Here is a 23,864-nt window from a genome sequence, read left to right as displayed (position 1 = left end):
TTCCCATCAATCAGGCTACGAACCATGGCAGCAGCCGTCCAGACCACTGCGCAACTCGCCGCGCACTTGCCCCCCCGGCTGCAAAGCCGCGTGTGGCAAGGCGATCAGCTCGCGCACGCCAGCGAGCGCTCGGTGCCGAGCGGCCACGCCACGCTCGACGCCCAGCTTCCCGGCGCCGGCTGGCCCGCAGGCAGCCTGACCGAACTGCTCGTCGAGCAGGGCGGCGTGGGTGAGATGCGGCTCGTCGCTCCAGCGCTGCGCGCGCTCACCGCGCAGGCGGGCCGGCACGTGCTGCTCGTCGCGCCGCCATGGCGTCCGTACGCCTGCGCGCTCAAGGCGTGGGGGCTCGCGCTCGAGCGCGTGATCTGGGTGCGTGCGGCCGAAGACGAGGCCGCCTGGGTGGCCGAGCAGGCGCTCAAGCAGGAAGGCATGGGCGCCGTGCTGCTCTGGCAGACGAAAGCGCGCCCCGACGCCGTGCGCCGTTTGCAGGTCGCCGCCCAGGATTCGCAGGCGCTCGCCTTTCTCGTGCGGCCGCTCGCCGCGCGCAACCAGTCGTCGCCGGCGCCGCTGCGCATGACCTGCTCGCCGGTGCCGCCGCCCGAGGAAGCGAACCTGAACCGGCGGCAATGGATGCAGCTTGCCGCGCTCTGCGTCGATATCTTCAAGCGCCGCGGGCCGCCGCCCGCCCAGCCACTCGTCATTACATTGCCGCTGCAGGACGCGGTGCTGCCCCAGCCGGACGCAGCCTCCGTCGTCATGCCGTGGCCCGGGGCCAATCATGCTGTGGATCGCCGTCACCTTGCCGTTGTTGCCGCTGGAGGCCGTCAGACCTCTGATGCCGCCGGCGCCATCAACAGCGCGCCTGCCTGAAAGCGCCGATGCCGATGCCGTCAGCGCGCCGCGCTGCTACGCGCTCGCCGACCACGCGCGCATCCTGATCGCCGATCTCGACGCGCTGCGCCTGGGCGTCGAGCCCGGCAACACGCGCTCGCATGCGCTGGCGCTTGCGCCGGGGCTCGTGCTGCTCGAAGCCGATCCGGCGCGCGAGACCCGTGCGTTCGAGGCGCTCGCGCTCGCGTTGCTCGCCTATACGCCCAAGGTGTCGTTCGCGCAGTCGCACACGCTGTTGCTCGAAGTCGGCTCGGGCTTGCGTCTTTTCGGCGGCGTGCGCGCGCTGCTCGGGAAGGTTGCGGCGACGGTGGCCAGCTGCGGACACACCGCGCGCATCGCCTGCGCGCCCACGGCGTGGGGCGCGTGGACGCTCGCCCAGGCGCGCATCACGCGTTCGTCGCGCCGCTGGCACGTGCTCAAGGAAACGACGCTCGCGCGCGTGCTCGATTCGCTGCCGGTCACGCTCGCGCCGTTCGCCGCGCAGCACGACCACGCGCTCACGCAGATCGGCTGCGCGACGCTCGGCGATCTGCGGCGGCTGCCGCGCGAGGGCATCGTGCGGCGTTTCGGCGACGGCGTGCTCGGCTGGCTCGCGCAGGCGCGCGGCGAAGCGCCCGATCCGCGTGTCTGGTTCGCCGCGCCGCCGTCGTTTCACGCGGCGCTCGAATTGCAGGCGCGCGTGGAGAGCGCCGAGGCGCTGCTCTTTGCCGCGCGCCGGCTCGTGATGCAGCTGGCCGGCTGGCTTGCCGCGCAGCACGCGGCGTTGAGCGGCTTCGAATTGCGTCTGGAGCACGAACTGGCTTCGCGGCATGCGCCGCGCACCTCGACGCTCGCGATCGCGTGGGCGTCGCCTTCGCGCGACGCCGAGCATCTGCTGTGGCTGCTGCGCGAGCGCCTGAATCAGACCGAGCTTGCCGCGCCCGTCATTGGCCTTGCGCTCGTCGCCTCGCAGGTGAGCGAATACGCGGCGCCCACCGACACGCTCTTTCCGATGGCCGAGGCCGCCGAGGCGTCGCTCGGGCAGCTCTTCGAGCGCATCGGCGCGCGGCTTGGCGAGCAGAACGTGCTGCAGCTTTTCGTCGAGGACGATCATCGGCCCGAGCTGGCGATGTCGGCGCGGCCCTACCGCGAGAGCGGCGCGAAGCGTGCGCGCAAGCCGCGCAAGGCAAGCAAGCCGCAGCAGGAAGCGGACGCGAGCGCGCCCGTGCAAAGCGCCTTCGACCTGCCCGAGGTGCCGCTGCCGGCCCAGCCGCGTCCGGCGTGGCTGCTCGAAAAGCCGCTCAAGCTCGCGACGCGCGGTGACCGCCCGGTTTATCGACGGCCGCTGAAGACGCTCACGCGCACCGAGCGCATCGAGTCCGGCTGGTGGGACGGCGAGGGCGTCGGGCGCGACTACTACGTCGCCGCCGACGACCAGGGCCGCATGTTCTGGCTGTATCGCGAGCGCATTGGCGGCCAGTGGTATTTGCAAGGCCTGTTCGGCTAGCGCTTGTTCGTCGTTCATCCGGGTTTCAGCCATCATGTCGACCAGCGGGACGGGCGTGCCGTCGCCATCACAGTTGCCAGCGCAGTTGTCCGCGCAGTTGCCTGACTACGCGGAGCTGCACTGCCTCACCAACTTCACTTTCCTGCACGGCGCGTCGCGCCCGGGTGAGCTGGTCGAGCAGGCGATCCGCCACGGCTACCGTGCGCTCGCGATCACCGACGAATGCTCGTTCGCGGGCGTCGTGCGCGCCTGGAGTGCGCTCAACGAATACGACGAGGCGCGCAAGAAAGCGCATGACGAAGCCGTGCGCGAGGCCCGCGAACGCGGCGGCAACTCCGCCGCCGCGGCCCTGGGCCCGTTCGAACCGTCGCTGCATTTGCTGATCGGCAGCGAGCTGAATCTCGTCGATGACCATGGCGCGCCGTTCTGCACGATCGTTGCGCTCGCAACTAATCGCGAAGGCTACGGCAATCTGTGCGAGTTGATCACGCTCGCGCGCTCGCGTGCGGCGAAGGGCAGCTATCGCGTGCATCCCGCCGATTTCACCGAGCCCGAGCCGGACTTCGAGCATCTGAAGCACTTGCGCGACTGCGTGCTGCTGCTCGTGCCGCAGCGCACGGCCACGCTCGCGCAAACGCTGCGCGCCGCGCACTGGCTCGCGGGCTTCGCGGCCGAACGCGCGTGGCTCGCGCTCGAACTCTGGCAAACCGGCGGCGACGACACGCAGATCGAAGTGCTGCGCCACGTCTCGCAGGAGAGCGGACTGCCGCTCGTCGCGGCGGGCGGCGTGCTGATGCACGCGCGTTCGCGCAAGCCGTTGCAGGACACGTTGAGCGCGATTCGCATCGGCAAGCCGCTGGCTTCCTGCGGGCGCGCGCTGGAGGCGAATGCGGAGCGGCATCTGCGCTCGCGCGTGCGGCTTGGCGCGATTTATCCGCGCGAGGCACTCGACGCGACGCTCGACGTCGCGCGGCGCTGCACGTTTTCGCTCGGCGAGCTGGCCTACGAATATCCCGAGGAACTGGTGCCGCCCGGCGAAACCCCGCAAACGTGGTTGCGCAAGCTCGTGATGAAGGGCGCCCTGGAGCGCTGGCCCGACGGCCTGAACGACAAGCGCCGCAATCAGATCGAACAGGAACTCGAACTCATCGACGAGCTGAAGTACGAGAAGTACTTCCTCACGGTGCATGACATCGTCCGCTTCGCGCGCGAGCAGAAGATCCTGTGCCAGGGGCGCGGCTCGGCGGCCAACTCGGTGGTCTGCTATTGCCTGAAGATCACGGAGATCGACCCCGTGCGCATGAACATGCTCGTGGCGCGCTTTCTCTCTCGTGCGCGCAACGAGCCGCCCGACATCGACGTCGACTTCGAGCATCAGCGCCGCGAAGAAGTCATTCAGTACATCTACCGCAAGTACGGCACGCGCCGCGCCGCGCTGGCCGCGACGCTCATCACCTATCGCTCGCGCAGCGCGTTGCGCGACGTGGGCAAGGCGCTCGGCCTCGACAATGCGCTCGTCGAAAAGCTTTCGGGCGCGCATCAATGGTGGGACGGCCCCGATTCGATCGCACGCCATCTGGAGGAGGCGGGCTTTTCGCCGGACTCGCACGTCACGCAGCAGCTCATTCGTCTCACGCGCGAGTTGCGCGGCTTTCCGCGCCATCTCTCGCAGCACGTGGGCGGTTTCGTGATCGCGCGCGACAAGCTCTCGCGGCTCGTGCCGATCGAAAACGCCGCGATGAAGGACCGCTACGTGATCGAGTGGGACAAGGACGATATCGACGCGCTGCGGCTCTTGAAAGTGGACGTGCTCGCGCTCGGCATGCTCTCGGCGATCCGGCGCTCGCTCGAATTCGTGGCGCTAAGGCGCGGGTTGCCGGAGATGCGCGTGCAGGACATTCCCGCCGAGGACCCGGCGGTGTATCGCATGTGCGCCAAAGCCGATACGGTCGGCGTGTTCCAGATCGAGTCGCGCGCGCAGCAAAGCATGTTGCCGCGTTTGCGGCCGCGCACGTATTACGACCTCGTGATTCAGGTGGCGATCGTGCGGCCGGGGCCAATCCAGGGCGACATGGTGCATCCGTACCTCAAGCGCAGGCACGGCGACGAAGCGGTGGAGTATGCGAAGGAAGAATTGCGCCCGGTGCTCGAGCGCACGCTTGGCGTGCCGATCTTTCAGGAGCAGGTGATGCATCTCGCCATGGTCGCCGCCGACTACACCGGCGAGGAGGCCGACAAGCTGCGCCGCGCGATGGCCGCATGGCGGCGTGACGGCGATCTGCGTCCGTATCAGGCGGATCTTACGCAGCGCATGCTCAAGAAAGGTTACTCGCTGGAGTTCGCCGAACGCATCTGCAAGCAGATCGAGGGTTTCGGCGACTACGGCTTTCCGGAAAGTCATGCGGCGAGTTTCGCGCTGCTCGTCTACACGAGTTCGTGGCTCAAGCGTTACGAGCCCGCGGCGTTTCTGGCAGGACTGCTGAACAGTCAGCCACTCGGGTTCTATTCGCCTTCGCAGCTCGTGCAGGATGCGAAGCGTCACGGCGTGCAGGTGCGTGCGCCCGATATCGCGCTGAGCGACTGGGCATCGGTGCTGGAGCGGCGCGGCGCACCCGGCGAGCGGCTCGATGCCGAGGCGCTGCGCGTGCGCCATGCCGAGGTGCTGCGGTATCGCGCGCTGCTGGGCGCGGCTGCGCTGTTGCTGCGCGGCATGCTCAAGCGCGGCGGCCGGCGGCACAGGTTCATGGACGGCACGAAGCGCGTCGTGCGCTCACGCATTGCGCTCGCGCCGCGGCGCTATGGTCGCGACGGCCCGGCCGTGCGCCTCGGCTTCAGTCTCATCAAAGGCTTTTCCGAAGATGCCGCGCGGCGGGTGATGGAGGCGCGCGAGCGCGCCCCGTTCGCCGATGTCGACGACCTCGCGCGCCGCGCGGCGCTCACGCGGCGCGAACTGGAGGCGCTGGCGGCGTCGAACGCGCTCGCGAGCATTGCGGGCCACCGGCGCGAGGCGTGGTGGGCCGTGACGGCGCAGCACGCGGTGCCTGCGCTGTTGCGCGATGCGCCCGTTGCCGAGGCGCCGCTCGCGTTGCCGCGTGCTTCCGAGGGCGCGGAAATCGTCGCCGATTATGCGAGCCTGCGTCTCACGCTCAATCGCCATCCGCTTGAACTGCTGCGCCACGGCCTCACCAAGCAGCGTTTTCGCACGGCGGAGCAACTGGCGCATTGCCGGCACGGCATGCTCGCGCGCGTGTGCGGCATCGTCACGGTGCGGCAGCGGCCGGGCACGGCGAATGGCACGATCTTCGTTTCTCTGGAAGACGAGACCGGCACCGTCAACGTGATCGTGCACGCGGCGCTCGTCGAGTCGCAGCGCAAGGAGCTGCTCGGGTCTTCGCTGCTGGCGGTGGCGGGCGTGGTGCAGCGTGAAGGCGAGGTGGTGCACCTCGTGGCGCACCGGCTGGAGGACCACAGCCGGCTGCTTGGGCGGCTCGCAACGGAGAGCCGGAATTTCCATTGAATGTTCGCGGCGAGTTTCTACGTAGAAACCATGCGCGCAACGGCCTCGTGACGGGCCGCTGCGGTGGTGCCCGGCGCTATGCGCCGTCTTTCATGAAAGCGTCGAGCACGGCGCGAATCGCCGCGTCGAACGGCGTGCGGCGGCCGATGCCCAAGGTTTCGAGACGGCTCGAATCGAGATGGCAATTGCGTGGGCGCGGCGTGGCGTCGGTGGGCGTCGGCTGTGCGAGCAGACGCGCTTGTACGCCCAGTGCCTGCGCGATGCGCGCGGCGATGTCGTACTTCGTCATCGGCTCGTCGCCGGACCATTGCGCAATGCCGCGCACGGGCGCGCCGTCCGCGCAGCGCAGCAGCAGTTCGCGGATCACGAACGCCACGTCGGGCGTGAAAGTGGGGTAGCGCGTGGCCCACGCGTCCATCGGCGCCGCCTGCGCCCCGGGCTGCGCCGACGCGCGGATAGCCGGCACGAGGCTCGTGACCGCCGATTCATGCCAGCCGACGATCGGCCCGTACAGCAAGGGCAGGCGCAGCACGAGCGCGTTGTCGCTGGTTTCGAGCAGGGCCTGTTCGCCTTCGAGCTTGCTGTGACCGTAGGCGTTGAGCGGATTGGGCGTGTCGTCGATACGGTAGGGCGGTTGCGTGCCGTCGAACACATAGTCGGTGGAGATCGAAAGCATCCACGCGCCGCGCTGGCGCGCCGCCGCAGCGACGCTGCGCACGGCATCGACATTGAGCGCGCGCGCTGCCGCCGGATCGTGCTCGCACACGTCGGGGCGGCGCTCGGCGGCGGCCAGTACGATCGCGTCGGGCGCCTCGCGCTCGACGAATGCGCTCACGGCCTGCGCGTCGCGCACATCGAGCACGGTCTGCTGCGGGCCGCCATGGCGGAACGCGGTCGGCACGACCTGCCAGGGCGTTTGCGCGGCGAGTTCGCGGACGATGGCGCGACCTAGCAGGCCGGACGCGCCGATCACGGCAACCTTGAACATGGCGCGGCCTGTCAGACGCTGGCCGTGCCGACCACGGTGTAGCCGGCTTCGTCGATCGCCGACTTCAGGACTTCGGCGCTCTGGCTCGATTCGACCTTCACGCGGCCGGCGGCCAGATCGATCTCGACTTTGGCTTGCGCGTCGTGTTCGTGGATCGCGCGTGTGACGGCGCCTACGCAGTGCTGGCAGCTCATGCCTTCGACGTTGAACTGGATCATCGTGTGTTCCTTTTTCAGAGATTGAGGCTAGTTACTACTCGATATGAGGCCGCCGGCGGATTATGCCAGCCGGGGCCGCTTGTCGCGCTGGACCTTCCCATCATGGGAAGGTGTACGATCGAACCATTGATCAACCCTTGACCAGACAGCGGGAGAACGGCGTGAACATCGGCGAAGCGGCGCGCGAATCGGGCGTCACGGCGAAAATGATTCGCTACTACGAAAGTGTCGGGCTGCTGGCGCCCAAAGGGCGTACGGAGTCCGGCTACCGGGTCTATGGTGCGCAGGAGGTGCATTCGCTGCGCTTCATCCGTCAGGCGCGCCGGCTCGGCTTTCTGGTGGACGACATTCGGCGCCTGCTGGCGCTCTGGCACGACCGCTCGCGCGCGAGCGCCGAGGTCAAGTCGATCGCGCTCGAACATGTCGCCGAACTCGACCAGCGGATCGCCGAACTGACCCAGATGCGCGACACGCTCGCCCATCTGGCTTCGCACTGCCAGGGCAACGACCGCCCCGATTGCCCGATCATCGAACGGCTTGCCGACACTGCCGCGACGGACTGCCACGAGCCCGGCCACGCGCACTGAGCGCAGGTGCAACCGCCATGGGCAAATTGCCGCAACCGCACTGACTAATTGCACAATGTTGGTGCGTTTGCGCGCGATTGCTGACAATCGCCTGCGAAAATGCTGAAAAATGTGTCGATAAAACATGATGTTGCCGATTCGTATCCCACCATCATTCCAAAATGGAATGCACGGTATTCGGGCAATTCACTAGCAAAGTTCGGTGCAACCGTTATAATGCGGGTTATCCCTAATGAGGGTTATCCCTGATGCGAATTCACCGGGGATCGCCGAACCGAATCCTTGGAGCACACCATCATGTTTGCATTCCTTCTTGAAAAGCTGAGCAACTGGTTTGAAACTGCTGAACGTCGTCGCCGCGAAGCGTATCTCGCATCGTCGGCCGATATCGTCCAGCTCGAACAGCGCATTCGTTCGATCGAGTCGAACGGCTACAGCTCGCTGTAAGCCGGCGCTGCAGGCCACTGACCGGGTGTCGACCCGGTGAGAGCAGCACAGTTTCAAGCCCCGCATTGGCGGGGCTTTGTCATTTCTGCGCCACCGATGGAGCAGAGTCTGAGCCTTCCCACCGCGGTAAGGTAAAGTCTTTTTTGCGACAAGCCGTCATAGCAATGGTGTCGCTATCTCTCCGGGGGCCATTCATGGTGCAAGACCGCATTTCCCATCGCACATTGGTGTCGCCGCGCCGCGCGCCGCGGCGTTTTTCTGTTGCGCGTGCGGGGCTGATCGCCGTCGTCATGGCGTGCGCCAGCGCCAGCGTGCATGCGGGGCAGCCGCTGATTCTGGATACGCAAAGAGGGATTAGCGACGGTCAACCGGGCATCGTTCTGCAAAACGCGCCGCTCTCGCACGAACCGATGGTGCAGGCGGCGCAGCCGGCGGGTCTTGCGCCGGATTCGTCGCAGCCCTATGTCGTCGCGCCGTATGTGGAAGTGCAGCAGGGCGGCGGTCGGCCGAATCCGCCGCCGCGGCCGCCACGCCCGCCTCATCGCGAAACGCCGCCGCTTCCCCAGCCGTTGCCGGCCGGGCAGTGACGCCTCAAGCGGAGTGAGGCGGTTCGCGCGGCTCAGTCGCCGCGCGACTCGATCTTGAACTGTGCGCCGGCGTCCTGGCCGAGCGTTTTCACGAGCCAGGGCAGCGCCTCTTTCATCGCCGCTTCGAGCGTGTAGGGCGGGTTCAGGATGAACATGCCGCTGCCGTAAAGGCCGAAACCGTCTTCGGGCGGATTGCTCACTGAAAGCGTGAGGTGCAGCCAGTTCTTGTCCTGCAGGCGCTTGAGTTGCTCCGGAAAGCGCTGCGACTCGGGACGCGTGACCTGCGGATACCACACCGCATAAGTGCCATTCGCAAAGCGCTTGAGGCTTTCCTCGACGCAGGTCAGCGTGCGCGCGTAGTCGCGCTTGTCCTCGAAAGACGGGTCGACCAGTACCAGCGCACGGCGCGGCGGCGGGGGCAGGAGCGCCTTGATGCCGTCGAAGCCGTCGCCTGCGTAGATCATCACGCGGCGCCCCGCGTCGTGGAAGCGGTGGCGCAGCACGTCGATTTCCGTGCTGTGCAATTCGAAGAGCCGCATGCGGTCCTGCTCGCGCATGAGACGCCACGCGAGATAGGGAGAGCCCGGGTAGAAGCGCAAGTCGCCATCGGGGTTCAGCGCCGCCACTTCGTCCACGTACTCGGCGAGCGCCGCAGGCAGGTCGTTGCGGCCCCACAGCTTGCCGATGCCCGTGTCGAATTCGGCGTTCTTCGTGGCGTAGCCTTCGCGCAATGCGTAGGCGCCCGCGCCCGCGTGGGTGTCGATGTACCAGTACGCCTTGTCCTTCTTGCCGAGGTAATGCAGCAGTTGCACGACGACGGCGTGTTTCAGGACATCGGCATGATTGCCGGCGTGGAAGGCGTGACGGTAGCTCAGCATGATGGACGGGACACGAAGTCCGGTGAGAACGGGGAAAACGGCGGCGGCGCGATTGCTGCGCCGCCTGCCTGCGCCATACGCACACCGCTACCGAAGCAGCGGTGCGCGCAGCGAGGCCGCGTATTGTACGTCACCACGAGTGCGCAGCCGCAACGCGAGTCACCCGCAGTACGCCAACCTCCCGGATGCGCTCAGGCGTGCGCCCATCCGACGGCGGCGAGCGCGCCGCGCGTTGCGGGCATGCGCGAGACGTTAGTCGTAAGCGTCGCCGACGATGGCCTCGATCTGCGCCTTGACGTCCGGCGTGATCTTTTCCGCCACGTCGCGCGCCTTCATGTTTTCGCCGATCTGCTCGATACGCGAGGCCCCGGTGATGACTGTGCTCACATGCGGATTCTTCAGGATCCACGCGAGCGCCAGCTGCCCCACCGAGCAGTCGAGCTGTTTCGCGAACTCGGCGAGCTTGCCGACGATCTCGTTCTTGTCAGGGTCGGTAACATTCTTGCGCAGCCAGTCGTAGCCCTGCAGTTCCGCGCGGCTGCCCGACGGCACGCCGCCGCGATATTTGCCGGTGAGCAGGCCCGAGGCGAGCGGGCTCCAGGTGGTGAGGCCGAGGCCAATGTCCTCGTAGAGCCGGCGGTATTCGTCTTCCACGCGCGTGCGATGGAACAGGTTGTACTGCGGCTGCTCCATGACCGGCTTGTGCAGGTGATGACGCTCCGCAATTTCCCACGCGGCGCGGATTTCGTCGGCGCTCCATTCCGACGTGCCCCAGTAGAGCGCCTTGCCGCGCGTGATCATGTCGCTCATCGCCCAGACGGTTTCCTCGACCGGCGTGTTCGGGTCGGGACGGTGGCAGAACACGAGATCGACATATTCGAGCTGCAGCCGCTTGAGCGAGCCGTCGATCGCGTTCATGAGGTACTTGCGGTTGAGCGTGTGGTACTGGTTGGGCGCTTCGTTCAAGCCCCAGTAGAACTTGGTCGAGACCACGTAGCTCACGCGCGGCCACGCTAGCTCCTTGAGCGCCTGGCCCATGAGCTCTTCCGACTTGCCGCCTGCATAAGCCTCGGCGTTGTCGAAGAAGTTGATGCCCGCGTCGCGCGCCGCCGCGAGCGATTCGCGCGCGAGCCTGGCGTCGACCTGGTTTCCGTAGGTGACCCACGAGCCGATGGACAGTTCGCTTACCTGCAGGCCTGAGCGGCCCAGTCGCCGATAGTTCATTAACGCCTCCTTGTGAGCCGATAAAGCTAGCACGACTTGGCCATTGTTGCTGAACGGCCTTGCGGTGGCTGGCATGCCGCATTGCGCTTTGCACTGCGGCGAAAATCGCTTTTGCTTGTCTTGCTCGATGCTTGGACGAGACGGGTTCATGCACAATAGCCTGGTTGGCCGCGACGCAACATCCGGCCGGATGGCATAAGCCATTCGTCAGGTTTGACGGCGCGCGCTCCGAGGTTTCATCCTGTCCCGTTCACTCACCTGGAGGTGCCCGATGTCGTCTCTCTCACTGAACACGAAACTCGATGGCAAGGTCGCAGTCGTTACCGGCGCGGCCAGCGGCATTGGCAAGCAGATCGCCCTCACGCTCGCGCAGGCAGGCGCTGCGGTCGCCATCGCCGACCTGAACCAGAGCGGCGCGGACGCCGTGGCCGAAGAGATCAAGGGCGCAGGCGGCAAGGCCATCGGCGTCGCCATGGACGTGACCAATGAGGACGCCGTGAACCAGGGCATCGACCGCGTCGCGGCCGAACTCGGCCCGGTGGATATCCTCATCTCGAACGCCGGCATCCAGATCGTGAACCCGATCGAGAACTACGCGTTTTCCGACTGGAAGAAGATGCAGGCCATCCACGTGGACGGCGCATTCCTCACCACCAAGGCGGTGCTCAAGCACATGTACAAGGACGACCGCGGCGGCGTGGTGATCTACATGGGTTCGGTCCACTCGCACGAGGCGTCGCCGCTGAAGTCGGCCTATGTCGCGGCCAAGCACGCGCTGCTCGGCCTCGCGCGCGTACTCGCCAAGGAGGGCGGCAAGCACAATGTGCGCTCGCACGTGGTGTGTCCGGGCTTCGTGCGCACGCCGCTCGTGGAAAAGCAGATTCCGGAGCAGGCCAAGGAACTCGGCATCTCCGAAGAAGAAGTGGTCAAGCGCGTGATGCTCGGCGGCACAGTGGACGGTATTTTCACGACCGTCGAGGACGTCGCGCAAACCGTGCTGTTCCTCTCGGCGTTCCCGAGCGCTGCGTTCACCGGCCAGTCCTTCGTGGTGAGCCACGGCTGGTTCATGCAATAACGCAGGCATCGAGCGCAGGAGGCGCGGCAATGGCGCAACGCAAGAAAGGGCAGGTCCAGTCGAGCGCAGTCGACGACGAAGTCGGCGCGCATGCCGGTGCACAGTCCGGCGCGCATGCCGGCAACGCACCGCATCCGCATGTTTCCCAGTGCGGCCCGCAGGCCAAGGAGTGGGAAACCATCGCGCTCACGCTGCAGGGGGGCGGGGCGCTCGGCGCGTATCAGGCGGGCGTGTACGAAGGGCTCGTCGAGGCCGGCATTGCGCCCAACTGGATCGCGGGCATTTCAATTGGCGCGCTCAATACCGCCATCATCGCGGGCAATGCGCCTGAGCATCGCGTGGCGCGTCTGCGCGAGTTCTGGGAAACGATCTGCCAGCCGGCCTACAGCTTCCCGTTGCCGTCCTTCGTCGAGCACGCGCTCTTCAATGCGAATGCCGCCGTGCGCAAGACGTTCACGGCCATGCAGGCGGCAGGCGCGATCATGGAAGGGCAGAAGGGCTTTTTCGTGCCGCGCTTTCCGCCGCCGCTGCCTCATGGGTCGGGCTCTCCCGAAACGGCCAGCTACTACGACACGAAGCCGCTCAAGGCGACGCTGGAACGTCTGTGCGACTTCGAGCGCATCAACTCGGGCGAAACGCGCGTGTCGGTGGGCGCGGTCAACGTGGGCAGCGGCAACTTCGTCTATTTCGACAACAAGACCACGAAGCTGCGCCCCGAGCATTTCATCGCCTCGGGCGCGCTGCCGCCGGGCTTCGCGGCGGTCGAGATCGACGGCGAGTACTACTGGGACGGCGGCCTGATGTCGAACACGCCGCTCTACGAGGTGATCCAGACCACGCCGCGGCGCGACACGCTCGCGTTCCAGGTCGATCTCTGGAGCGCACGCGGGCCGGTGCCCGACAACCTCATCGACGTTCAGGGCCGCGTGAAGGACATTCAGTATTCGAGCCGCACACGTCTCGTGACCGACATCCTGCAGCGCTCGCAGCGTTACCGCCATGTGCTGCGCGAGGTGCTCGATCGCGTCGCGCCCGAGCATCGCAATGATCCGTGGGTCGCGCTGGCAGACGAGCTTTCGTGCTCGAAGAAGTACAACGTGATCCACCTCATCTACCGGCAGAAGGAATACGAGGGGCATTTCAAGGACTACCAGTTCGGCACCTCGACCATGCGCGAACACTGGGCAAGCGGTTTGCTGGACATCCGCGCCTCGCTCGCGCAGCCGGGCTGGCTCGACAAGCCCGATAACGACTCGGGTTTCGTCACGCACGATATCCATCGCGACATGCGCGGCCACGGCATCTGAGTCATTCGCGGCTTTCGTCACTCGCCAAAGAAAAAGGCGTCCGTTCTTTCGAACGGACGCCTTTTTTATCGGATCAGCTTGCCGCGTTGCAGCGGCGCATCTTGCCGACGAACGGCTTTACTTCAGCACTTGTGCGACTGCGCTTGCCACGACGTCGAGGTTGCGCGTGTTCAGCGCGGCCACGCAGATGCGGCCCGTGCTCACGGCATAGATGCCGAACTCTTCGCGCAGGCGGTCGACTTGTGCAGCCGTCAGGCCCGAGTACGAGAACATGCCGCGTTGCACGTTGATGAAGTTGAAGTCGCGGTCCACGCCGGCAGCCGTGAGGCGCTCGACGAGGCCCGTGCGCATTGCGCGGATGCGGTTGCGCATTTCGCCGAGTTCCGCTTCCCACATGGCGCGCAGGTCGGCCGAGCCGAGCACGGCGGCGACCACCGAGCCGCCGTGCGTCGGCGGGTTGGAATAGTTCGTGCGGATCACGCGCTTGAGCTGCGAGAGCACGCGCGCCGATTCTTCCTTGCTGCTCGTGAGGATCGACAGCGCGCCCACGCGCTCGCCGTACAGCGAGAACGACTTCGAGAACGACGACGAAACGAACACGTTGAGTTCCGAAGCGGCGAACAGGCGCACGACTTCGCCGTCTTCCGCGATGCCGTCGCCGAAGCCCTGATACGCGATGTCGAGGAACGGCACGAGGTTGCGTGCCTTCACGACTTCGATGATCTGCTTCCACTGGTCGACCGTGAGGTCGACGCCGGTCGGGTTGTGGCAGCACGCGTGCAGCACGATGACGGTGCCGGCGGCGTAGCCGTTCAGCGCGGTGAGCATGCCTTCGAAGTTCACGCCGTTGGTCTGCGCGTCGTAGTACGGATACGCGATGACTTCAAAACCTGCGCTTTCGAACAGGGCGCGGTGGTTTTCCCAGCTCGGGTCGCTGATCGCGACCTTGGCGTTCGGGTTCACGCGCTTGAGGAAGTCGGCGCCGATCTTCAGCGCCCCCGTGCCGCCCAGCGCTTGCGCCGTCACGACGCGGCCCGCTGCGATCAGCGGCGAGTCGTCGCCAAGCAGCAGCTTTTGCACGGCGGCGTCGTACGCGCCGAGACCTTCGATCGGCAGATAGCCGCGCGGCAGACCGGCTTCCACACGCGCCTTTTCGGCTTCGCGCACCGCGCGCAGCAGCGGAATCTTGCCTTCTTCGTTGGTGTACACGCCCACACCGAGGTTCACCTTGGTCGCGCGCGCATCGGCGTTATAGGCTTCGTTCAGACCCAGGATCGGGTCGCGGGGGGCGAGTTCGACAGCGGAAAAGAGGGACATGATCGTTCGGCAAAAGTGAAGGAAGATCGGTTGGGCCGCATGCTGCACCGGCCACGGAACTCGCTATTGTAACGAATCCTCAAGCTGGATTTCCGCGGATTTGCCATTCTCCGCGCCGCTTTCAGGGCTATTTCCGGCACGATTGGGCGATTTCTGGCGCGCGCCCGCTTGGGCGTCTGCCAGGGCGTTCGCCGTGGCCGCGACGCGCGGGCCTTGCACTACTGCCGTTGCGCCCCATGTATGGCTGACCCCGCCTCGTCTCGCCCCAGGCTTGCCCATCGGCAAGATTCGGCAAGACGCTAGAATAGTTGTTTGCTCCGCGCACAGGATGCCCCCCATGTCCGACCACACCGTCGCCGACGCGCCCGCGCTCGACGAGTCGAAATTCGTCCAGTACGAAGGCTCGCCGTTCCAGCTCTACCAGCCGTACCTGCCGGCCGGCGACCAGCCGACGGCCATCGAAACGCTCGTGGAAGGCGTGGAGGACGGCCTCTCGTTCCAGACGCTGCTCGGCGTAACGGGCTCGGGCAAGACCTACACGATGGCGAACACCATCGCGCGCCTGGGCCGCCCGGCCATCGTGTTCGCGCCGAACAAGACGCTCGCCGCGCAGCTCTACGCCGAGTTCCGCGAGTTCTTTCCGCGCAATGCCGTCGAGTACTTCGTCTCGTACTACGACTACTACCAGCCGGAAGCCTATGTGCCGCAGCGCGATCTCTTCATCGAGAAGGATTCGTCGATCAACGAGCACATCGAGCAGATGCGGCTTTCGGCCACCAAGAGCCTGATGGAGCGGCGCGACGTGGTGATCGTCGCGACCGTTTCGGCGATCTACGGTATTGGCAATCCGTCTGAGTACCACCAGATGATTCTCACGCTGCGCCACGGCGACCGTCTCGGCCAGCGCGACGTCATCGCGCGCCTGATCGCCATGCAATACACGCGCAACGAGCAGGACTTCCAGCGCGGCACGTTCCGCGTGCGCGGCGACACCATCGACATCTTCCCGGCCGAACACGCCGAAATGGCCGTGCGCGTGGAACTGTTCGACGACGAAGTGGAAACGCTGCAGCTGTTCGATCCGCTCACGGGCCGCGTGCGCCAGAAGATTCCGCGCTTTACCGTCTATCCGTCATCGCACTACGTGACGCCGCGCGAAACCGTGCTGCGCGCCGTCGAAACCATCAAGTCCGAATTGCGCGAGCGACTCGAGTTCTTCCATACGGAAGGCAAGCTCGTGGAGGCGCAGCGCCTCGAGCAGCGCACGCGCTTCGATCTGGAAATGCTTCAGGAGCTGGGCTTCTGCAAGGGCATCGAGAACTACTCGCGGCACTTTTCGGGCGCGCTGCCCGGCGAGCCGCCGCCTACGCTCGTCGACTATCTGCCGACCGACGCCATGATGTTCCTCGACGAGTCGCACGTGCTGATCGGCCAGTTCAACGGCATGTACAACGGCGACCGCGCGCGCAAGGAAAATCTCGTCGATTACGGCTTCCGGCTGCCTTCGGCGCTCGACAACCGGCCGCTCAAGTTCAACGAGTTCGAGCGCAAGATGCGCCAGGTCGTGTTCGTCTCGGCCACGCCCGCCGACTACGAGAAGAAGGTGACGGGTCAGATCGCGGAACAGGTTGTGCGGCCCACGGGCCTCGTCGATCCGGTGATCGAGGTGCGGCCCGCGTCGACGCAGGTCGACGACGTGCTCGGCGAGATCAACGAGCGCGTGGCCGTCGGCGAGCGCGTGCTCGTCACCACGCTCACCAAGCGCATGGCCGAGCAGCTCACCGAGTTTCTCTCGGACCACGGCGTGAAGGTGCGCTATCTGCATAGCGACATCGACACGGTCGAGCGCGTGGAGATCATCCGCGACCTGCGTTTGGGCACTTTCGACGTGCTCGTGGGTATCAACCTGCTGCGAGAGGGCCTCGACATTCCCGAGGTCTCGCTCGTGGCGATTCTCGACGCCGACAAGGAAGGCTTCCTGCGCGCCGAGCGCTCGCTGATCCAGACAATCGGGCGTGCCGCGCGTAACGTGAACGGCAAGGCCATTCTCTACGGCGACCGCATTACCGACTCGATGCGCCGGGCCATCGACGAAACCGAGCGCCGCCGCGCCAAGCAGATCCACTTCAACGAAGAGAACGGCATCGTGCCGCGCGGCGTGGTCAAGCGCATCAAGGACATCATCGATGGCGTGTACAACGTCGATGAAGCCCGCGCCGAGCTGCGCGAGGAGCAGGAGCGCGCGAAGTTCGAGGACATGTCCGAGAAGCAGATCGCCAAGGAAATCAAGAAGCTCGAAAAGCAGATGATGGACTACGCGAAGAACCTCGAATTCGAGAAGGCCGCCCAGACGCGCGATCAGCTCGCGGTGCTGCGCCAGCGCGTGTTCGGGGCGAACGTGGGCGACCATCCGATCTGAGCATCGGGCCACGAGGCGGGTGGGGCGGCTTTGCGCCGCACCCTGCCTGTCCCATTCGAATGCCTTTCGTCAGATCCCGACGCTGCAACCGGGCCGCTAGCCGCCGTAAGCCCCTGTTAACAAATCGCTGCTAAAACCCTGTCGCGGTTGGGTTTTCCGCGCCTCCGAATTTGTCCCTCATCTGCATCGGTGTTAAACTTCGCCATTATTGAGAATTGTTCGCATTAGCGTTATTACATGGACGCAGCGAACGTAGGTCGGATGTAACCCTCATATATAAAAACCAGGAGTTTCGATGCGGATTCACTCTCTCTTGCGCGGCACTGCCGTCATCGCGGCCGCCACGGCGGCGTTTGCGGCCAATGCGGCTGAATACCCGATCGGCAAGCAGGCAATCCAGGGCGGCATGGAAATCGGCGCGGTCTATCTGCAGCCGATCACCATGGAGCCGGAAGGCATGATGCGCAAGGCCTCGGATTCCGACATTCACCTCGAATCGGACATCCACGCGGTCAAGAACAACCCGACCGGCTTCGCCGAAGGCGACTGGATGCCGTATCTGCAGGTTCACTACGAACTCACCAAGCCGGGTTCGAGCTACGTGCAAAAGGGCGACCTGATGCCGATGGTCGCCAACGACGGCCCGCACTACGGCGACAACGTGAAGCTCGCCGGTCCCGGCAAGTACCACCTCAAGCTGATCGTCGAGGCGCCGATGCAGACGGGCCACATGGCGTTCGGCCGTCACGTCGACAAGGAAACGGGCGTGGGCCCGTGGTTCAAGCCGATCACGCTGGAATACGATTTCCCGTTCGCGGGCATCGGCAAGAAGGGCGGTTACTAAGTCGTAGTTAGTGTCACCCGGCAGTGCGAGCGGCGGCGCGCATCGCGTCCAGCGCCGCCGCATGAATGGCAGCAAGGAGCAGGTAAAACCCATGACTGGAAAGCGGAAGTTTGCGGCACTCGCGCTCAGCGCGTCTTTTGCGGTGTCGCTCGCGGGCGTGGCCACGATCGCGCACGCCGAAGATCTGCCCACGTTCAAGCTCGAAATGAACGACGGTAAGCTCAACCCCGCGCGCATCGAAGTGCCGGCGGGTAAGCGCATCAAGATCGAGGTGCGCAATACGGGCAAGGGCGCCGCGGAGTTCGAGAGCGTTCAGTTGCGCAAGGAAAAGGTGCTGGCGCCCGGCGCGGATTCGTTCGTTGTGATCGCGCCGCTCGATCCGGGCGAGTACAAGTTCTTCGACGATTTCCACCAGCAGGCGCAGGGCGTGATCGTCGCGAAATAAGCGTAGCGAAGTAAGGCCGCTGGCGTGTAGCGCCGGTAGCAGGAGGTGTTGAATGGGTCAGGTGATGTTCATCGTGTGGCGGGAGAGCGTCGAAGCGCTGCTCGTCGTCGGGATTCTTTATGCGTGGCTGAAAAACGGCGACGCCGACGCGCGGCGCGGCGTGCCGTACCTGTGGGGCGGAGTGGCGCTCGGCATCGTTGCCGCCGTCGCGCTCGGCGCGGCGCTGGTCGGCTTCACCGAAGTGCTGTCGGGCGACGCGCAGGACTACTTCCAGACCGGCATGGTGCTGGTGGCGTGCGTGCTGATCGTGCAGATGGTGCTGTGGATGAAACGCCACGGCCGCACGCTCAAGCGCGAGATGGAAGAGTCGCTGGAAAAGAGCACGCGCGACGCGAACTGGTGGGGCGTGACGATTCTCGTCGCGCTGGCCATCGCGCGTGAAGGCAGCGAGACGGTGATCTTTCTCTACGGCCTCGGCTTCGGTCAGTCGGGCCATGTGGACGCGAGCCAGTATCTCGCGGTGCTGATCGGCCTCGCGCTGGCGTTCCTCACGTTCTATCTGCTTCAGCTGGGCGGCAAGATCTTCTCGTGGCGGCACTTCTTCCGCATCACCGAGATCATGCTGCTGTTCCTCGGCGCGGGCCTGTTCCAGACCGGCGTGGACAAGCTGATCGACAAGGAAATCCTGCCGACCATCGTCGACCAGGTGTGGAACTCCTCGGCAATCCTCGATGACTCGAGCACCTTCGGCTCGCTCGTCGCGACGCTCACGGGCTACCGCGCGCATCCGGCGCTCATGAACCTGATCGCCTACGCCGTGTACTGGCTCGTGGTGTGGTTCCTCGTGCGGCGCGCCACCGGCCGCGCGGGCGTGGTCGCGAAGAGGAAGGCAGCATGAGTTGTGCATCCGCTCGCCCGGCAAAGGCAACGGGTCGCCTTGGCAAGCTCGCCCAGGCGGGTCAGTGGATGCAACGTCACGGCGCGGCGATCCGCGCCGTGCAGTGGGTCGTCGTCGCCGTCTACGCATTCCTGATTCTCGTGCCGGCGGCAATGCCGCTGCCCGGCGACACGGCGCACCTGTGGAACAACCTCACGCTCGCGGCGCAGTTCGTGTTCTGGGGCATCTGGTGGCCGTTCGTGCTGCTCTCGATGGTGATGCTCGGCCGCGTGTGGTGCGGCGTGCTCTGCCCCGAAGGCGCGCTCACCGAGTTCGCCAGCAAGTTCGGGCGCGGCCGCGCGATTCCGCGCTGGATGCGCTGGGGCGGCTGGCCTTTCGTGGCCTTTGGCCTCACCACGATCTACGGTCAGATGGTGAGCGTCTACCAGTACCCGAAGGCGGTGCTGCTGGTGCTGGGCGGCTCGACGCTCGGCGCGATGGTGATCGGTTTTCTGTACGGGCGCGAGAAGCGCGTCTGGTGCAAGTATCTTTGCCCCGTGAACGGGGTTTTTGCGCTTCTCGCGCGTCTCGCGCCGTTTCGCTTCAAGGTCGACGAAGACGCCTGGCGCAACTCCTACACGCACGGCGAGCACGGCGGGCATCGCGTGATTCCCGTGAACTGCGCGCCGCTCGTGCCGCTGCGCAACATGAAGGGCGCCGCGCAGTGCCACATGTGCGGACGCTGCAGCGGCCATCGCGACGCCATTGCGCTCTCGTGGCGCTCGCCCGGGGAAGAAGTGGTCGAGTTGGGCGACAGCCAGGCGAACCCGTGGGACACCGCGCTGATTCTCTACGGCCTGCTCGGTGTGGCGATCGGCGCGTTCCACTGGACGGGCTCGCCGTGGTTTATCGGCATCAAGCAATGGCTCGCCGGCTGGCTCATCGACCGCGACATCACATGGCCGCTCGACACGAACGCGCCGTGGTTCCTGCTCACGCATTACCCGGAGCAGAACGACGTGTTCTCGTGGCTCGACGGCACGATGATCGTCGGCTATATCGTCGCCACGGCGCTCGTGTATGGCACGGCGCTGCTCGTGATTCTCGCGGGCTCGACGGCCGTGCTCGGACGTTTCGAGATGCGGCGCCTACATCACTTCGCGCAGTCGCTGATTCCTCTGGCGGGCGCGGGCGTGTTCCTCGGCCTCTCGGCCACGACGCTCTCGCTTCTGCGCGCCGAGCACGTGCCGCTAGACTGGGCCGCCGAGGTGCGCATTGCGATTCTCGTCATCACGAATCTCTGGAGCGCCTGGCTCGCCTGGCGTGTGACGGGCCGCTACAGCTCGCGGTTCTGGCAGCGCGCGCTGGCGTTCGCGGGCTTCGCGCTCGCGCTCGCCGTGGTGGACAGCGCGTGGTGGCTCATGTTCTGGGGCTGGGTGCGCTGACGTTTCTTCGTCTGCCGCTGATATAGCCGACATACGAGGCATCAGCGCGTCGCGGCACAAGTCTGGGTTACTCTCAAAGACCGGGTTGGCTATCTTGCCAAACCCGGTTTTTGACTCTTCGGAGAGACGCATGCGAACGCGAGCAGTACTGACCGACGAAGACGTGATCCGGGTAGCCGACGCAGCCGTTGCGCACGCCCGCGCGAATGAATGGATCGTGACGATTGCCATCGTCGATGATGGCGGCCATCTGCTGTATCTACGCCGGCTCGACGCCGCCTCGCCCATTACCTCGGAGATCGCCGTAGCCAAGGCCCGCACCGCCGCGCTAGGGCGCCGCGAGAGCAAGGTCTACGAGGACGTCATCAAGCAGGGCCGCACGGCGTTTCTCAGCGCGCCGCTCACCGGCATGCTGGAAGGCGGCGTGCCCGTGATCGTGAACGGCGATGTCATTGGCGCGGTAGGGGTGTCGGGCGTGAAGTCCGATCAGGATGCGGCTATTGCGCGTGCCGGCATTGTGGCGCTTGGGGTCGAGTAAGCGCATCCATCGCCGCGCGTAGCGGCGCCACAAAAAAACAAAAGCCGCGGACCGTGCCGCGGCTTTTGCTCGGGGTGCATAGCCTCGGGCGGCTCACGCTTCGCGCGCCACTCCGTGCTTTGCATGGGGCCGGAGTAAGCGCTGAAGCGCCAACTCCGGATCGACACAGGTGTGAGAACAAAAAAATGGCGTGGCTTGCTTCGACGGCTGGCTTGAAGCTTGAAGGATGTCTGCACGAAGGGGTCTAGATCTCGCGTGCAAGCCGTCGTTGCTGGCTAATGCCCCAACGCCTCTCAGAGGAGGCGGTCCCCACAATACCCGGTTGAAACCTCGCGGTTTCCTATTTCGTCAGGATCAGCTTGCCGAGCCGGGTGGCCCGCAGCTGATACGTCTCGCCGTTGTGCATGATGCTCACATGGCTGCGGCCTTGCAGCAGCGCCGCGCTATCCAGCTTGCGCTCGTCGCCTGGCGCGGCGGCCGCCGTTTCGGCGATCTTGCGCGGCTTCGGCTGAGCGACGGCAGGTTTGGGCCGTGCGCTGGTCAGTGCCGAGCTGCCGTTGCGGCGCAAGCTTAGCGTGGAGGTGCGGTTCAGTTCGGTCATGAACGTGACGTCTTTGTCTCGATTCGATGGAATGATTCTAAATGATAATCGTTCACATTTACAACTACGAGATATTCATCGAAATCGAACGCCGATAGCCTGAGCCGAAGCGGGCGTTGCGTCATGAATCGGCGTTTGCCATCCCGCGCAAGGCGGTTTGACAAACGCCGGGGGCCTTCAGTGCAGCGCGTTCGGCGCGTTGCCGTCGCCTTGCACGAACTGGCGGATGAGCCGCACGGTGTCGATATCCGACTCGCGATAGGCCGATTTCACGATCTCGGAGGTCTGGCGATCGTCCTCGGTGTCGGCGGTCGGCAGCGTCGTGCGGTACTCGAAGCGCAGAAAGAGCTGCAGCGGATCGGGCTGCTCGATCGTCATCGTGAGCGAGCCGCCCACGTACTCGGGCGTTGCCATGATGTCGTAGCGCACGCTCTCGTTGGGTGTGAGCGTGACGCGGTCGCGCACCGTGGCGTGGCCGTAGTGCAGCTCGCGCTCCATCGTGCTCTCGGTGCGCGAGAGGATCGTGCAGCTGTCGAGCCCGATCACGAAGAGCTGCGGCTGCTCGGCGCGCAGCACCAGCCCTTCCCACAGCTGCTCGCGCGTCATGGCCTCGACGAGCGGGTTCAGCGGATCGTTGATCTGGATGAGGTGTTCGAAATTCAAGGCGGCGCCTTCCTGTGTTTGTGTCCTTGCGCCGACGCTCAAGCGACGACGAGGCCCGTGCGGATCACGATCGTGTTCGTGAGCACCTTGTGGACCGGGCAGGCGTTGGCGATCTGCAGCAGGCGCTCGCGCTGCTCTTCGGTGAGTGCGCCTTCGAGCGCGATCTGGCGGTCGATCCTGGTGCCTTCGCTGCCGGTTTCCATCGTGAGCTTCACGCGTACGCCTTCGAGCGGCCACTCCTTGCGCTGCGCGTACATCTTCAGCGTGATGGAAGTGCAGGCGCCAAGGCTCGAGAGCAAGAGCGAGAAGGGCGACGGTCCGCGGTCGCCGCCGCCGAGCGAGGCGGGTTCGTCCGCGATCCAGGTGTGGGTGCCGTCGTCGAACTGGACCTGATAGTTCGTCGAGCCAATGTGTGCGGTGACTGCGGGTTCGGCCATGCGCTCCTCGCGGGCGGGACGGTTAAAGAGGGACGGGCGCGCGACCAGCGGTGCGCGCTCCGGAAACCTTATTGTGACGGAAAGCGGGCGTGCCTGTGGCGATGCGACAGAACCCGCTGCGGCGCTCGCCCCGGTTTCAGTGAGCGATGCGTCCCATGCGCCCGGCCTGATAGTCGAGCACCGCCTGGCGGATCTCCTGCTCCGTGTTCATGACGAACGGGCCGTAGCGCACGACCGGTTCGTTCAGCGGCACGCCGCCGATCAGCAGCACCTCGAGCGGCGCGCTCGCGTCGGCCGGAGCGGCGATCGTGACGGTGTCGCCGTCGCTCGCGAAGGTCACCATCTGCTGGGCATCGATGGCTTGCGACTCGGGGCCGTACAGACCCGTGCCCGAGAGCCCGTATGCAAACACGCGATATTCGCTCGGCACCGGCTGCTCCACGCGCGCGCCGGGCGCGAGCGTGAAGTGCTGGTAGAGAATCGGCGTGCGCGTTTCGATTGCGGCCTTTGCACCGAGCGCTTCGCCGGCAATGACCTTCACCGAGACCTTGCCGTCCTTCGAGCGGCCCACCGGAATTTGCTCCGTGGGCAGTTCCTGGTAGCGCGGCGCCATCATCTTGTCGCGCGCGGGCAGGTTCACCCACAGCTGCAGGCCATGCATGCGGCCGCCCGTGCGCGTGAATTCGGGGTCGGGCATTTCGCTGTGGATCACGCCTGCGCCAGCCGTCATCCATTGCACGTCGCCGGGGCGCAGCGTGCCCGAGTGGCCCGCCGAGTCCTTATGGCCGAAGCGGCCTTCGACCATGTAAGTGACGGTTTCGAAGCCGCGGTGCGGGTGGTCGGGCGCGCCCTTGGCCTCGCCGGGCGCGTAATCGACGGGGCCCATCTCGTCGAGCAGCAGGAACGGATCGAAGTCCATCAACTGGCGGGTCGGGAACGGCCGATGGACGATGAATCCGCCACCCTCGGTGGTGCGAACTGCGGGATAAACGCGTTCGATCGTGCGGGTCGTGGTCATGGATCTCACCTCGAATTGTGGGAATTGCGTTATATGCGAAACAAACCGCTATTAT

23 protein-coding genes are annotated in these 23,864 nt (G+C 65.6%); 14 read left to right on the top strand and 9 right to left on the bottom strand.

The features are described from left to right. The first annotated feature begins 24 nt into the window (after window positions 1-24). Genes imuA through U5A58_RS19210 form a run of 3 tightly spaced genes read left to right on the top strand, consistent with a single transcriptional unit; the run spans window position 25 to window position 5,894 of the window. On the top strand, window positions 25-870 hold the full coding sequence (imuA, locus tag U5A58_RS19220) for a translesion DNA synthesis-associated protein ImuA (RefSeq protein ID WP_321962630.1): 846 nt from the start codon (window positions 25-27) through the stop codon (window positions 868-870). Further along, window positions 779-2,377 (top strand): DNA polymerase Y family protein, encoded by a 1,599-nt coding sequence (locus tag U5A58_RS19215; protein WP_321962629.1) that lies wholly within the window; start codon window positions 779-781, stop codon window positions 2,375-2,377. The genes imuA and U5A58_RS19215 overlap by 92 nt, the downstream gene beginning before the upstream one ends. A 34-nt stretch (window positions 2,378-2,411) precedes the next feature. Then, complete coding sequence (locus tag U5A58_RS19210) at window positions 2,412-5,894, top strand: error-prone DNA polymerase (protein ID WP_321962628.1); 3,483 nt, start codon at window positions 2,412-2,414, stop codon at window positions 5,892-5,894. Window positions 5,895-5,970: 76 nt separating this feature from the next. Here U5A58_RS19210 and U5A58_RS19205 read toward each other — a convergent pair whose 3' ends face one another. Continuing rightward, window positions 5,971-6,882: an SDR family oxidoreductase gene (locus U5A58_RS19205; RefSeq protein WP_321962627.1), complete on the bottom strand. Its 912-nt coding sequence runs from the start codon at window positions 6,880-6,882 to the stop codon at window positions 5,971-5,973. An 11-nt stretch (window positions 6,883-6,893) separates the two neighbouring features. Next, window positions 6,894-7,100: a heavy-metal-associated domain-containing protein gene (locus U5A58_RS19200; protein WP_321912425.1), complete on the bottom strand. Its 207-nt coding sequence runs from the start codon at window positions 7,098-7,100 to the stop codon at window positions 6,894-6,896. A gap of 161 nt (window positions 7,101-7,261) precedes the next feature. On the opposite strand from U5A58_RS19200, the gene cueR reads away from it, so the two are divergent. The 3 genes from cueR to U5A58_RS19185 all read left to right on the top strand — a co-directional run bounded on the left by cueR (window position 7,262) and on the right by U5A58_RS19185 (window position 8,721). Then, window positions 7,262-7,687 (top strand): Cu(I)-responsive transcriptional regulator, encoded by a 426-nt coding sequence (cueR, locus tag U5A58_RS19195; protein ID WP_321912423.1) that lies wholly within the window; start codon window positions 7,262-7,264, stop codon window positions 7,685-7,687. 297 nt (window positions 7,688-7,984) lie between these two features. Beyond that, the gene (locus U5A58_RS19190) at window positions 7,985-8,134 is read left to right on the top strand and encodes a DUF3563 family protein (protein ID WP_321912421.1); all 150 of its coding nucleotides are present in this window, start codon (window positions 7,985-7,987) and stop codon (window positions 8,132-8,134) included. 194 nt (window positions 8,135-8,328) lie between these two features. After that, window positions 8,329-8,721: a hypothetical protein gene (locus U5A58_RS19185; protein WP_321912420.1), complete on the top strand. Its 393-nt coding sequence runs from the start codon at window positions 8,329-8,331 to the stop codon at window positions 8,719-8,721. 32 nt (window positions 8,722-8,753) lie between these two features. Here U5A58_RS19185 and U5A58_RS19180 read toward each other — a convergent pair whose 3' ends face one another. Continuing rightward, window positions 8,754-9,599 (bottom strand): 23S rRNA (adenine(2030)-N(6))-methyltransferase RlmJ, encoded by an 846-nt coding sequence (locus tag U5A58_RS19180; RefSeq protein ID WP_321962626.1) that lies wholly within the window; start codon window positions 9,597-9,599, stop codon window positions 8,754-8,756. A 252-nt stretch (window positions 9,600-9,851) separates the two neighbouring features. Continuing rightward, entirely contained in the window at window positions 9,852-10,823 is a 972-nt protein-coding gene (locus tag U5A58_RS19175; protein WP_321912417.1) for an aldo/keto reductase, read from the bottom strand. A 271-nt stretch (window positions 10,824-11,094) separates the two neighbouring features. Between U5A58_RS19175 and U5A58_RS19170 the strand changes: the two genes are divergently transcribed. Both U5A58_RS19170 and U5A58_RS19165 read left to right on the top strand, forming a co-directional pair. Next, window positions 11,095-11,898: a 3-hydroxybutyrate dehydrogenase gene (locus U5A58_RS19170; protein WP_233882158.1), complete on the top strand. Its 804-nt coding sequence runs from the start codon at window positions 11,095-11,097 to the stop codon at window positions 11,896-11,898. A gap of 29 nt (window positions 11,899-11,927) precedes the next feature. Further along, on the top strand, window positions 11,928-13,205 hold the full coding sequence (locus U5A58_RS19165; protein ID WP_321962625.1) for a patatin-like phospholipase family protein: 1,278 nt from the start codon (window positions 11,928-11,930) through the stop codon (window positions 13,203-13,205). Between the two features lie 117 nt (window positions 13,206-13,322). On the opposite strand, the gene U5A58_RS19160 is transcribed toward U5A58_RS19165, so the two are convergent. Next, complete coding sequence (locus U5A58_RS19160; RefSeq protein WP_321912412.1) at window positions 13,323-14,522, bottom strand: amino acid aminotransferase; 1,200 nt, start codon at window positions 14,520-14,522, stop codon at window positions 13,323-13,325. 337 nt (window positions 14,523-14,859) lie between these two features. Between U5A58_RS19160 and uvrB the strand changes: the two genes are divergently transcribed. From uvrB to U5A58_RS19130, 6 genes are all read left to right on the top strand, one after another. Next, a complete protein-coding gene (gene uvrB, locus U5A58_RS19155) occupies window positions 14,860-16,941 on the top strand; it encodes an excinuclease ABC subunit UvrB (RefSeq protein WP_321962624.1) in 2,082 nt (693 codons plus the stop codon). Window positions 16,942-17,236: 295 nt separating this feature from the next. After that, window positions 17,237-17,785, top strand: coding sequence for an iron transporter (locus U5A58_RS19150; protein ID WP_201698127.1), 549 nt, complete (start codon window positions 17,237-17,239; stop codon window positions 17,783-17,785). A 91-nt stretch (window positions 17,786-17,876) separates the two neighbouring features. Continuing rightward, complete coding sequence (locus tag U5A58_RS19145; RefSeq protein WP_321912406.1) at window positions 17,877-18,230, top strand: cupredoxin domain-containing protein; 354 nt, start codon at window positions 17,877-17,879, stop codon at window positions 18,228-18,230. Between the two features lie 52 nt (window positions 18,231-18,282). Next, window positions 18,283-19,128: an FTR1 family iron permease gene (locus tag U5A58_RS19140; protein ID WP_321962623.1), complete on the top strand. Its 846-nt coding sequence runs from the start codon at window positions 18,283-18,285 to the stop codon at window positions 19,126-19,128. Next, a complete protein-coding gene (locus U5A58_RS19135; RefSeq protein ID WP_321962622.1) occupies window positions 19,125-20,552 on the top strand; it encodes a 4Fe-4S binding protein in 1,428 nt (475 codons plus the stop codon). Before U5A58_RS19140 ends, U5A58_RS19135 begins: the two co-directional genes overlap by 4 nt. Before the next feature lie 130 nt (window positions 20,553-20,682). Beyond that, the gene (locus tag U5A58_RS19130) at window positions 20,683-21,090 is read left to right on the top strand and encodes a GlcG/HbpS family heme-binding protein (RefSeq protein WP_321936077.1); all 408 of its coding nucleotides are present in this window, start codon (window positions 20,683-20,685) and stop codon (window positions 21,088-21,090) included. Between the two features lie 340 nt (window positions 21,091-21,430). Here U5A58_RS19130 and hemP read toward each other — a convergent pair whose 3' ends face one another. The 4 genes from hemP to U5A58_RS19110 all read right to left on the bottom strand — a co-directional run bounded on the left by hemP (window position 21,431) and on the right by U5A58_RS19110 (window position 23,809). Next, on the bottom strand, window positions 21,431-21,691 hold the full coding sequence (gene hemP, locus U5A58_RS19125) for a hemin uptake protein HemP (RefSeq protein ID WP_321912397.1): 261 nt from the start codon (window positions 21,689-21,691) through the stop codon (window positions 21,431-21,433). Between the two features lie 177 nt (window positions 21,692-21,868). Continuing rightward, window positions 21,869-22,354 (bottom strand): SRPBCC family protein, encoded by a 486-nt coding sequence (locus U5A58_RS19120; protein WP_321912395.1) that lies wholly within the window; start codon window positions 22,352-22,354, stop codon window positions 21,869-21,871. Window positions 22,355-22,392: 38 nt separating this feature from the next. After that, a complete protein-coding gene (locus tag U5A58_RS19115; protein WP_321962621.1) occupies window positions 22,393-22,791 on the bottom strand; it encodes an OsmC family protein in 399 nt (132 codons plus the stop codon). Between the two features lie 136 nt (window positions 22,792-22,927). Continuing rightward, the gene (locus U5A58_RS19110) at window positions 22,928-23,809 is read right to left on the bottom strand and encodes a pirin family protein (RefSeq protein WP_321962620.1); all 882 of its coding nucleotides are present in this window, start codon (window positions 23,807-23,809) and stop codon (window positions 22,928-22,930) included. Between the last annotated feature and the right edge of the window lie 55 nt (window positions 23,810-23,864).

The organism is Paraburkholderia sp. J7 (assembly GCF_905220155.1).
Classification (GTDB): Bacteria; Pseudomonadota; Gammaproteobacteria; order Burkholderiales; family Burkholderiaceae; genus Paraburkholderia.
The sequence above is the reverse complement of the archived record's forward strand: the minus strand, read 5'-3'. Positions and strand labels throughout refer to the sequence as shown.

Coding starts and splice junctions, on each gene's coding strand:
- imuA (WP_321962630.1), top strand. CDS start 25: ATGGCAGCAGCCGTCCAGACCACTGCGCAACTCGCCGCGCACTTGCCC.
- U5A58_RS19215 (WP_321962629.1), top strand. CDS start 779: ATGCTGTGGATCGCCGTCACCTTGCCGTTGTTGCCGCTGGAGGCCGTC.
- U5A58_RS19210 (WP_321962628.1), top strand. CDS start 2,412: ATGTCGACCAGCGGGACGGGCGTGCCGTCGCCATCACAGTTGCCAGCG.
- U5A58_RS19205 (WP_321962627.1), bottom strand. CDS start 6,882: ATGTTCAAGGTTGCCGTGATCGGCGCGTCCGGCCTGCTAGGTCGCGCC.
- U5A58_RS19200 (WP_321912425.1), bottom strand. CDS start 7,100: ATGATCCAGTTCAACGTCGAAGGCATGAGCTGCCAGCACTGCGTAGGC.
- U5A58_RS19190 (WP_321912421.1), top strand. CDS start 7,985: ATGTTTGCATTCCTTCTTGAAAAGCTGAGCAACTGGTTTGAAACTGCT.
- U5A58_RS19185 (WP_321912420.1), top strand. CDS start 8,329: ATGGTGCAAGACCGCATTTCCCATCGCACATTGGTGTCGCCGCGCCGC.
- U5A58_RS19180 (WP_321962626.1), bottom strand. CDS start 9,599: ATGCTGAGCTACCGTCACGCCTTCCACGCCGGCAATCATGCCGATGTC.
- U5A58_RS19175 (WP_321912417.1), bottom strand. CDS start 10,823: ATGAACTATCGGCGACTGGGCCGCTCAGGCCTGCAGGTAAGCGAACTG.
- U5A58_RS19170 (WP_233882158.1), top strand. CDS start 11,095: ATGTCGTCTCTCTCACTGAACACGAAACTCGATGGCAAGGTCGCAGTC.
- U5A58_RS19165 (WP_321962625.1), top strand. CDS start 11,928: ATGGCGCAACGCAAGAAAGGGCAGGTCCAGTCGAGCGCAGTCGACGAC.
- U5A58_RS19160 (WP_321912412.1), bottom strand. CDS start 14,522: ATGTCCCTCTTTTCCGCTGTCGAACTCGCCCCCCGCGACCCGATCCTG.
- uvrB (WP_321962624.1), top strand. CDS start 14,860: ATGTCCGACCACACCGTCGCCGACGCGCCCGCGCTCGACGAGTCGAAA.
- U5A58_RS19150 (WP_201698127.1), top strand. CDS start 17,237: ATGCGGATTCACTCTCTCTTGCGCGGCACTGCCGTCATCGCGGCCGCC.
- U5A58_RS19145 (WP_321912406.1), top strand. CDS start 17,877: ATGACTGGAAAGCGGAAGTTTGCGGCACTCGCGCTCAGCGCGTCTTTT.
- U5A58_RS19140 (WP_321962623.1), top strand. CDS start 18,283: ATGGGTCAGGTGATGTTCATCGTGTGGCGGGAGAGCGTCGAAGCGCTG.
- U5A58_RS19135 (WP_321962622.1), top strand. CDS start 19,125: ATGAGTTGTGCATCCGCTCGCCCGGCAAAGGCAACGGGTCGCCTTGGC.
- U5A58_RS19130 (WP_321936077.1), top strand. CDS start 20,683: ATGCGAACGCGAGCAGTACTGACCGACGAAGACGTGATCCGGGTAGCC.
- hemP (WP_321912397.1), bottom strand. CDS start 21,691: ATGACCGAACTGAACCGCACCTCCACGCTAAGCTTGCGCCGCAACGGC.
- U5A58_RS19115 (WP_321962621.1), bottom strand. CDS start 22,791: ATGGCCGAACCCGCAGTCACCGCACACATTGGCTCGACGAACTATCAG.
- U5A58_RS19110 (WP_321962620.1), bottom strand. CDS start 23,809: ATGACCACGACCCGCACGATCGAACGCGTTTATCCCGCAGTTCGCACC.